We start from the raw sequence: 9,781 nt of genomic DNA, 5'->3' as shown, positions 1-9,781 counted from the left end.
ATATTGGCAGTAGTTGACTGAATTGAAAATATGCAGACACCTCAATAATTTAATAACCATGCATGCTGTCACTCTGCTATATGTAGCAGATGATCTCCATTTTCAAATCGTTCCACAAAAATACTATCAAGCTTGTTTGAATTTATTTTATATTTGATGTTGAATTTTTAACATAAAAGTATTCTTAATTGTTATCATGAATTTTGTTTTTTTACATATATGTATAGTTTTTTATGTATTATGAATTATTAAACAAATAAAGCGCGATTCATTATACAATTAACTCAAGAAATAACGGGAGGTGAGTCAAATGTTTATCGTAAATTTAATTAAAAAAGTAATCGAATTCATTAAAAAATTATTTGGCAACAAATAATTAAAAGTAGCGATTTGATGTCAAAAGAGCTCAAAACCGCCCGTTCACTCGGGTGGTTTGTCGTGCGGCCTAAATCACTAGTTAATAATATGCGCTAACTATTTAACCAATTTTCAACTTTTTTCTCTTCATATCATCCTATCTACATGACATCCTTTATACCAAAACTTCGTCATTGATTATCCGCTTCTACTTATCAGTTAATTATGATCATATGAGAAACCCTTAAAGTATCACTTCACACTTATCCTCAAAAGTTAAATTACAATATCCCATCATTTATATTGCGCTAGAATTATGATGTGCACATACGTATTTTAGACTCCCCGTAGGCATCCCTTTTAAAGCCTGTGCCTTTTCAAATTCCCTTTGTATAAGTTCATCATTTGTGGTAATATCATCATGCATAAAAATTCGAGATACTAATAAAGAAGAAGGTTTAATTATATTATGAAAGAAAACTTTTGGCGTGAATTGCCACGTCCATTTTTTATTTTGGCGCCTATGGAAGACGTGACAGATATCGTCTTTCGTCATGTAGTGAGTGAAGCAGCAAGACCGGATGTCTTCTTCACTGAATTTACAAATACTGAAAGCTATTGTCATCCTGAAGGGATCCACAGCGTACGCGGGCGCTTAACATTTAGTGAAGATGAGCAGCCTATGGTCGCGCATATATGGGGTGACAAACCTGAGCAATTCCGAGAAATGAGTTTCGGTTTGGCTGAGATGGGCTTCAAAGGGATTGATTTGAATATGGGCTGTCCCGTAGCAAATGTTGCCAAAAAAGGTAAAGGATCTGGCTTGATTCTACGTCCCGAAACCGCAGCCGAGATTATTCAAGCAACAAAAGCGGGCGGTTTACCAGTAAGCGTTAAAACACGCCTTGGCTATTATGATATTGATGAGTGGAAAGACTGGTTAAAACACGTCTTCGAACAAGACATCGCAAACTTATCAATTCACCTCCGTACGCGTAAAGAGATGAGTAAAGTAGATGCACACTGGGAATTAATCGAAGCCATCAAGCATATGCGCGACGAAATTGCACCAAATACATTGTTAACAATTAACGGAGATATTCCAGATAGAAAAACTGGTATGGAACTCGCAACCAAATATGGTATTGATGGTGTCATGATTGGTAGAGGCATATTTCACAATCCCTTTGCCTTTGAAAAAGAACCACGTGAACATACGAGTGAAGAACTTTTAAGCCTATTTAGATTACACCTAACATTATTCGACAAACATTCTAGCGATGAAACGCAACAATTCAAAAGTTTACGCAGATTCTTTAAAATTTACGTACGTGGCATTAAAGGCGCTAGCCAACTACGTCATCAACTCATGGACACACAAACCACAGACGAAGCCCGCGCATTACTTGATGCATTTGAAGCCCAAAGACACGATGAGGTAGAGTCTTAATATACAGCGGTATAAATAAGGTTAAGCTTTTTTATCCCTTTAAAATTTTATGATTTATCGCATGACTTAAGCTGAAACATAAATGTCTTGGGCACGATGAAGAAGTTCATTTACGATAAAAATAAAGGTGCACGTTCTTTAAATTCAATTAGCGGACTTAATAGCTTAAAAATGGTTCTGTGACAAAGTTGAATGCGCCTTATCTCGTAAAGATTATATTTATCGAGAACAAACATGTCATGATGATCTAGATAGCCGTTGCAGTTGCAATGAGTATGCTGATATATGATAGAAATGATAAACATGCTAAATAGAATCACTGCTTGCTCGCAAAAAGCGACTACTTTAAGAAAGCAAAGTAGTCGCTTTTTCTTACTTTATAACTATTGATTATAACAGCATTAAAACATTTTAATTACATTTACATCCAGCTAGGTTTGTCGCCGTCTGTATTCGGTTTATTTAATCCAATATTTTCTTTTGAATGTCGTTTTGGATTTTGAGAAATTTTAACTGCTAAATCTGCAACACTTTTGCGAGAAACCTCTGTCCCTTTGAAAGGTTCATCTCTTTGTGTTACTTCATAATCTATTTCATCATAATTCGTTAACCAAGCCGGTCTGAATATTGTGTAGTCTAAATCTGAATTTTCAATGGCTTCAGTTGCTTCTCTAAAAGGTCCAAGATACGGGCCGATATTTTCATCATTCCACTTACCAAATTTTCCTGGAACTTCATGAAGCGTATTAAGCGCAGTGACAAAGATTAAACGTTTCGTACCATTATCATTCATTGCTTCAATAATGGTCTTAGCTTGGTCTCCTAAAGTATCTCCGGTAGAACTAACAAACACAGTATCTACATTTTCTAAAGCATTTGAAACAGCATTTTTATCTGTCGCATCACCTTCAATGACTGTCACTCTATTTGAATCATAGTCAGGTAATTTCGATTTGTTTCTTGCTAATAGCGTTAAATCAAAATCTGTGTTCTGCAAATATAAGTCAATGGCCTCTTGTGATATTTGACCACTAGCACCAATAATTAAAATACGAGTCATTGTTATACCACCCTTTTAAATTTATAGTGTTTCTTTATAGAATGATTCAAGTTTTGGTAGTACTTGATTGACATATTCTGGTATATCGTATAAATCGACGTGTGATGCACCTTCTATTTTATATAATTCGTTGTCATTTCCAGCTGCTTTTTCAACTGCTTCCTCACTGTACTCAAAAGTGTCCGCTTCTGTACCTGCAATTGCTAAAAATGGTTGTGTTAACAGTTCATCAATATACGTGAACGGCGCAAATGTTAATACTTCAGAAAAGCTTCTTAATAAGATTTTGTTTGGTGCATTTTTATGATAACCACGTTCAGTTAAATAGTAATCATGACCTTGCACCATTGTTGAATTTTCAGGCATAGCATCATCAATTTCTTCTGGCACATAACCTGTATATGCATAGTCAGCACCACTTGCTTCTTCTGTACGTTGATCAGCAACTTGAGTCATGAAGCTTAGTTGATCTTCTATGGATATCACATCGCCAGGCCCTTTACGGAATAATGCACCAATATCAACCATACTTACTGTTGCTAGTGTTTTGATACGACGTTCAGTTCTTGCTGCACTGACTGTATAACCACCACCAGCACAAATACCAAGGGCACCAATTCTATCATTATCTACAAAGTCTAATGTTGTAAGATAATCAACTGAAGCTCTCACATCTTCTGTTCTCGCAAATGGATCTTCTAAATATTTAGGTGAACCTTCACTTTCACCTTGATGAGAAGCATCATAGACCACAGTCACATAACCAAATTCAGCAAGTTTCTCTGCGTACATACCCGCAGTTTGTTCTTTAACACCCCCACCTGGATGACACACTGTAATTGCAGGATACGTTTTACTTTCATCAAATTGTTCAGGTGTATATAAATGAGCTGCTAGTAAGTTCGTTTTACTTTTGAAATTAACTGATTGCTTCATAACTTTATTCCTCCATTTTATATATATATAAAATTAATTCTCTGTGGATTTTTATTACTCTTGTGTGTATAATGCCATGGTAGAGTAATTAATTAAGTCTTTCAATTAATATATAGCCACATCTGTGTGTTACTACACAAATTGCTGATAATGGGTCTTAAGTAGGGGTGATTCACAATGAATATCAAGGATTTACGTGTCGTTAAAACAAGAGCAAGCATAAACAAAGCCTTTATTACACTTTTTTTCGAAAAAGATTTTGACACAATTTCAATTAAAGAAATTACAGAATATGCTCAAGTTGGGAGAAAAACATTTTATCTCCATTATATTGATAAATATGATTTACTAGACCAAGTCGTATCAGAAAAGCTTACGGAGCTCAAAGAAATTTGTGAAGCTAAAAAACGGCTCGGTCTACAAGAAGGTACACAATTATGGTTTGAGTTTTTCGAAAACAATAGGTCTTTTTTCATGAAACTTTTCAATATTAGTAACGCTTCAAGTTATAAGAAAAAACTTCTTCATTTTATTGAAGAAGAATTTAAGAAAAAAGTACCGACAACAGTCGCTACTGATAAAGGGCTAGATTATCATTTATATATTAACTTTATCAGTAACGGTATAATCGGCTTACTAGACAGCTATCTAAACAGCAGTGATAACACACAAGAACAAGAAAAAATACCTTTACACGTATCACGATTGTTATCTTTATATGATTTAGCCTAAAAGTAAAAAATAGGGAGCTATATGAGAAATCAATTTTGAACTTTGATCTCCGTATAGCTCCCATTTTAAATATTAAAATTTAACAATTTAATGCAAATATAAAAATGTTAATTCGCTGCATATGCAGAAACTGGATAATGGTCTGAATAGTCATTGTATCGGTAAGTCTTACCCCAAGATTTTACAGACCATTCTGGTGACTTCACTTTGTGTGTATGATTATGCCATGAACTTGGTTGTGCATGGTCTCGATCTAGTAAAATATAATCTAAATGTTGCGGCTCTAATTTAGGATAATTATAATTCGCAATGCCGTTAGTTTGTGTATCCCAACTATACGCGTTGCCCTCGTATTGTTTAGGCATTGAAACATTCAAGTTATCAGACATTTTCTGATATTCCGATGAACCTTTAATGACATTTAAATCACCGCCGATATATACGGGTTCATCTTTTGGAATATTTTTATCTTTGATAAATTGTTTGATTTCTTCCATTTGACTCTGTCTAATCGTTTGATCTTTCCCTTTCATACATACTGGGTCTTCTGCTTGAAGGTGCGTTCCAATAATATGTTGGTATTTACCGTTTTTATTAATTTTAATGTATGCAAAGCCTTTATTGCCTACACTGTCAGCGCCACAACCATTTTTGTAAATATGTTGTTCTTGTTGTACGATTGGCCATTTACTCACGATACCAACGCCACCGCTCACTTTTTTCAATTTTCTATAAGATCCAGATGTCTTTTGCCAACCTTCTGTACCTTGACCAACAATTGGCGTTTGATAAGGATATTGTGATTTTAAATTTGTTAAAAGCCGATTTGATGCCTTGTGATCAAATAATTCATTTAAAATTACAACGTCTTGACCTTGGATATAATCCGCTTTTGAAATTAAATCAGCGCGCTGAGATTGCCCCCAATTAGGATATATTGCTGTAGGCAAGAAATAAACATTATGTGTTGTAATTTTAAGGCTGTCTTCAGTATTGCGTTCGCTAGCATATGTAATTGATGAAAATACTAATAATAAACTGCTCAATACGACCACCGTAGTTATGATACATTTACGTTGCCAATCCAAATACATCATTTATACACCTCATTTCATTTGATGCAATGATTATAACAAATGAAATAAAGTTATTTTTAAAAATTACTATAACTAAATAAAATTTTAATAAAAAATTAAAACCTAAATATTCTGTTTAATTCTATTGAAAGTATTAAAGCGTTATCTAATTATATTCAAATTTAGTCTAGTCACGGGGCTGGTAGTATTTGTGATAAGTATCTAGATGCTGTTAAACGTCATCTTGTCATTTATTATAAAGCTGAAAACGATTGATTTACCGATGCTTTAATACTTAAATCACTCAGAAAGAAATTGAAAGCATAAGTTTTTAAAATATCATAAAGGTTAATACTACTAATAAGAAAAAAGCTGTAAACTGAGCATTAAGACAAAAAAACGCTCTAAATAATAAAACATGAGACTAAGTAACATCCATTTACTTAATCCCATGCTTTAACATAAAAATCATTCTACTCACTAATTATTTGACATTTAATTACATATCCCTTTTTATCAACATAAAATCTTACATCTTTGTTCCCAATTTTATAAGTACATTCTTTTCCCCATGCTGATGAAGAATAATATTTTGGTTCCCCGTAATGTTTAATTAATTCTTTTTTACTAACAGATTTGCCATCTAGTGAGAAAAAAACACCATTAGCTTTATGATTAGAAACCCAATAATATGTTTGATCATATAAATTTTTATGATTTTTAACTGATGAATTTTTAGTAATCTTATAACCATTCATCTTGAAAGTATCGAATTTTAAAGATTTTTTAAAATTCTTATCCAGTATAAACCGACTTTGATATGCTGTATAACCACTATAATTATAATAAGGTTTAACAGATTCTTGCGCATGTGCTTGAGTTACATTAAATAATTCGGGCGTTACGGAAAAGCCCAAAACAAGACTACTAGCTAAAATAATTTTAGAAACTTTTTTCATAAAAAACCCTCCTCATTAATTGTGTTACAGTTTTATTGTTACATTAATGTAACAATATTTCAAGAATATTACAAACAAAAATTTATCTTTTGCCAATTACAATGTAAAATGCGTAATATAATTAAAAAAAGAGTCGGTGTTTTATATAATTGATTTCTTTCAGATTACTATAATAGTTTAACTAAACCTGCCTTAACCATTTTGAAAAATGCAATTCCATCATTCAATCAAGTTCTGTTGCACAGCGAATGCTTTATCTTTTCTATTTTTTAAAACTATACCTAGATTGATAAAATTTAAATGTAGCAAATTATTTCACTATTTTTTCATAACATTCTCTATTTCTTCAAATAATTGTGTCAAAAAAATATTATAATCCTTTTTAATTGGTAAAGATTCTTGTTCTTTTAACTGTTTAACTACTTCCCATTTAAATAATTCCTCGTCTGGTTTTTTTAATTTTTTACCATAAGTATCAATTAATTTTTCCAATCCATTTGTAAATTTAAGCTTCCCAATAATACTTTTTCTTTCACTAACTTTTTCAATATCAAATACCTGTTCTACAATTTTTAATATAAATGCATCTTCGAATATATCTTCTATCTCTACTTCATTTTTATTATACTTAGGTAAATAAAAATATTTTGTATCACCGTTTGATTCTTGCTCATTTATTTCCTTAGTAGCCTCATCATTATCTAGTAAACATATTATTTTACAAAGTCCTGCTTCATAAAAAGAAATTTTATTGGATAAATTTCGAACGCCTTGAATTGAATCAATAAATATCCTCCCATCATCAATATAAGATTTTAACTTTGAGTTATTTCTCAATATAAATTCTTCAATTATAAACTTATCTGTTTCTCCTTCTACTAACAACACTATTTCTGCACTTAGTAAATTCTCAGATAAAGATACTCCTAGCTCTTTTCTTATATCACGTATATCTATATTTTCTAATATTTTACCTTTATTTAAAATTTTATTATTAGTAAGATTATTTCGGTCTACAAAGATTTGATGATGTGAACATATAAGTGTTTGATGATTTGACGTATCATTTTTAATTTTACTCTTAAGTTCTCTTATTGCTCCAGAATGTAAATGTGCTTCAGGTTCATCAATCATTAATAATCTATTGCTCGACTCACTTGTTTGTAAGATAGATAAAGCTATCAAACTTTTTATTCCATCACCTTTATTTTTAATACTTGTCAATCTACCGTCATTAATATGTATATCTATATCTCTTAAATATCCATAATTTATTACTGGTCTATCATTTCTCATAGAAACAACTTCTATAGATTTAATATTTTTTAAATACCTTTTCAAATCTGGTTCGATTTGTGAAGACAACTTTTTTAACTCTTGATTTTGTAGTTCATTTACTAAACTAATTGCTTTATTATATTCATCTTTATCTGTTAAATCTCTCAAACGTTCTTTCACAGCATTTTGAACAATTTCTGTAGCAGTTTCTTCTGTTCTAATTGAAGGAATATAATCTATATCAAACCTTTTTATCAAAAAATTAATACTAGAATTTATATTTTTAGGAGATCTTAAAAATTTACCATTAATATTTAATTTAACTTTACATTTATAATAAAAAGAATCATCATATTTAACTTCTATATAAATTTTATTTGTTATTTTAATCTTACTACTCATTTCTTTATTGAGTTTTAGCTTTTCTTCCGAAGTTAAATTAAAATAAAAACCTATAGAAATAAATTTATTTTTACTTTTCGAATCTATATTTATATCGTCTTCTATTTCTTTATTCATATTTGATACATTATTACTTCTTAATTTAAATCTATAACCATTACCCTTATTTTTTATACGAATGGCACTATACGAATATGTAGAAAAATCTTTAATGATATTCCATCCTCTATGAATAGCTTTCATAATATTTGATTTGCCCTCATTATTTTTACCAAATACTACACTATAATTAGATAAATCTAATTTAGCTTCACTAATACTTCTAAAATTTTCTATATAAACACTACTTATTTTCATATTTTACCCCTTTACAGTCTTAAATTTTTATTTATTAAAAATTTTATTTAACTTTTTCACTAAGTTTCTTCTTTTTTATTTTTAGTTTCACTTACGCTTTTACGTATCAATTACTGATTAGTTTTCATTTAGTACTTTCTATCTTATAAAATAACTGTCTAACAATGATTTGGAGATCCATTTTTCATAATCTTTTAAAATATAAATCCCTAAAAAAATTAACTTATCTCTGAAATGCATAATACTTCATTATTTCATAGTGTACTATACACTTTGTTCATACAATTAAAACATAAAATTATAATTACTGATGATAGTTTTTCATAATTAAATTAATTATTCCTATAACTTTCATTGATATATCTTTTGCTTTTCCAAGACCTTCTTTACTTCTTATTTTTTAAATAAGCTTCAAGTATCATAGCCTTCTATTTTAGATAAGTCTTTAGTAAATCTTTCTTAAATTTTAATATCACGTTAAACAAATGATAGTTAACTTATCTATTATAAAATTCTGCTTATCCTTATTTTGTTATAATGTAATTGTAAGAAAATTAATTTAAAATTACTAAGAGGAGGTAATGTTATGAATCAATCTACATTTGAAAAATTAATAAATGATTATAACAATCTACAATATAAAAAAGTAAATACGGCGATTAAATATAGTGGCGTTTTTAACAAAGTTTACATAAATATATACTTTGATGCTTGGGATGATGAAAATTATAATTTCCAATTAATTCTCCATAATAATAAGGAATATTATTTAACTAATTTAAATATTGTAAATGGCAAATTTTCATCTAAATACTTGATTAAACTTCCTCGTAACATAAAACAATCCATTTTAACAAACCACACATTAGATAGTTTTCACTCAAAAATTGAAGACATTATTAATAAAAACCAATTTTATCCAATTAACTATAGCAAAGACACTTTAATGGTTAACACCCAAAAATTTAATCCTCCAAAAGAGGAAATGTATATAAGAGGTCTTTCCCATAAAAATATGACAAATAACATGTATAATTGGGCTCAAACTAATATTAATATATCTCTTAAAACATTAGATTTAATTAAACATAGTCATTTAACACTAATTAGAACAAATGATATAACTAAAAGAAAAAAGTTAAAAGTTATTTTAAAAAAATTCAATATTATTTAA

Annotated in this window: 9 protein-coding genes; 4 read left to right on the top strand and 5 right to left on the bottom strand. The window is 29.9% G+C overall.

All coding sequences use genetic code 11. The annotated features are described in order from the left end of the window. The first annotated feature begins 310 nt into the window (after nucleotides 1-310). Nucleotides 311-376 carry an epsilon family phenol-soluble modulin gene (locus HMPREF3267_RS12850; RefSeq protein WP_095658920.1) on the top strand — a complete coding sequence of 22 codons (66 nt, stop codon included), beginning with the start codon at nucleotides 311-313 and terminating at the stop codon, nucleotides 374-376. A gap of 450 nt (nucleotides 377-826) precedes the next feature. After that, nucleotides 827-1,807: a tRNA dihydrouridine synthase gene (locus tag HMPREF3267_RS05350; RefSeq protein WP_002460979.1), complete on the top strand. Its 981-nt coding sequence runs from the start codon at nucleotides 827-829 to the stop codon at nucleotides 1,805-1,807. A gap of 421 nt (nucleotides 1,808-2,228) precedes the next feature. Here HMPREF3267_RS05350 and HMPREF3267_RS05345 read toward each other — a convergent pair whose 3' ends face one another. Then, the gene (locus HMPREF3267_RS05345) at nucleotides 2,229-2,867 is read right to left on the bottom strand and encodes an SDR family oxidoreductase (RefSeq protein WP_062078365.1); all 639 of its coding nucleotides are present in this window, start codon (nucleotides 2,865-2,867) and stop codon (nucleotides 2,229-2,231) included. A 21-nt stretch (nucleotides 2,868-2,888) separates the two neighbouring features. Beyond that, entirely contained in the window at nucleotides 2,889-3,803 is a 915-nt protein-coding gene (locus HMPREF3267_RS05340) for an alpha/beta hydrolase (protein ID WP_062078367.1), read from the bottom strand. Nucleotides 3,804-3,980: 177 nt separating this feature from the next. On the opposite strand from HMPREF3267_RS05340, the gene HMPREF3267_RS05335 reads away from it, so the two are divergent. Beyond that, nucleotides 3,981-4,535: a TetR/AcrR family transcriptional regulator gene (locus tag HMPREF3267_RS05335; RefSeq protein ID WP_062078369.1), complete on the top strand. Its 555-nt coding sequence runs from the start codon at nucleotides 3,981-3,983 to the stop codon at nucleotides 4,533-4,535. Nucleotides 4,536-4,642: 107 nt separating this feature from the next. Here HMPREF3267_RS05335 and sph read toward each other — a convergent pair whose 3' ends face one another. From sph to HMPREF3267_RS05320, 3 genes are all read right to left on the bottom strand, one after another. After that, entirely contained in the window at nucleotides 4,643-5,623 is a 981-nt protein-coding gene (sph, locus tag HMPREF3267_RS05330) for a sphingomyelin phosphodiesterase (RefSeq protein WP_172952962.1), read from the bottom strand. Between the two features lie 461 nt (nucleotides 5,624-6,084). Continuing rightward, on the bottom strand, nucleotides 6,085-6,570 hold the full coding sequence (locus HMPREF3267_RS05325; RefSeq protein ID WP_002460985.1) for an immunodominant staphylococcal antigen IsaB family protein: 486 nt from the start codon (nucleotides 6,568-6,570) through the stop codon (nucleotides 6,085-6,087). Between the two features lie 318 nt (nucleotides 6,571-6,888). Then, nucleotides 6,889-8,607 (bottom strand): ATP-dependent nuclease, encoded by a 1,719-nt coding sequence (locus HMPREF3267_RS05320; protein ID WP_070823866.1) that lies wholly within the window; start codon nucleotides 8,605-8,607, stop codon nucleotides 6,889-6,891. A gap of 586 nt (nucleotides 8,608-9,193) precedes the next feature. Here HMPREF3267_RS05320 and HMPREF3267_RS05315 point away from each other — a divergent pair. Further along, complete coding sequence (locus HMPREF3267_RS05315) at nucleotides 9,194-9,781, top strand: hypothetical protein (protein WP_062078375.1); 588 nt, start codon at nucleotides 9,194-9,196, stop codon at nucleotides 9,779-9,781.

Source organism: Staphylococcus sp. HMSC62D11, assembly GCF_001839145.1.
GTDB lineage: Bacteria > Bacillota > Bacilli > Staphylococcales > Staphylococcaceae > Staphylococcus > Staphylococcus lugdunensis.
Note: the sequence above shows the minus strand (reverse complement) of the source record. Positions and strands in the feature narration are given on the sequence as shown.